The organism is Vibrio sp. ZF57 (assembly GCF_001691235.1).
Classification (GTDB): Bacteria; Pseudomonadota; Gammaproteobacteria; order Enterobacterales; family Vibrionaceae; genus Vibrio; species Vibrio crassostreae_C.
The window spans coordinates 1-319 of record NZ_MAKD01000126.1; the positions used below are offsets into that span (position 1 = coordinate 1).

Sequence of the window (319 nt, forward strand, 5' to 3'; positions counted from 1 at the left end):
CCCTTCCTCACAACTGAAAGTACTTTACAACCCGAAGGCCTTCTTCATACACGCGGCATGGCTGCATCAGGCTTTCGCCCATTGTGCAATATTCCCCACTGCTGCCTCCCGTAGGAGTCTGGACCGTGTCTCAGTTCCAGTGTGGCTGATCATCCTCTCAGACCAGCTAGGGATCGTCGCCTTGGTGAGCCATTACCTCACCAACTAGCTAATCCCACCTAGGCATATCTTGACGCGAGAGGCCCGAAGGTCCCCCTCTTTGGCCCGTAGGCATTATGCGGTATTAGCCATCGTTTCCAATGGTTATCCCCCACATCAA

The 319-nt window shown here is 53.9% G+C and carries 1 rRNA gene; it reads right to left on the minus strand.

Annotated features, from left to right (window positions below):
* A 16S ribosomal RNA gene (locus tag A6D97_RS19125) occupies window positions 1-319 on the minus strand; the annotation flags it as partial.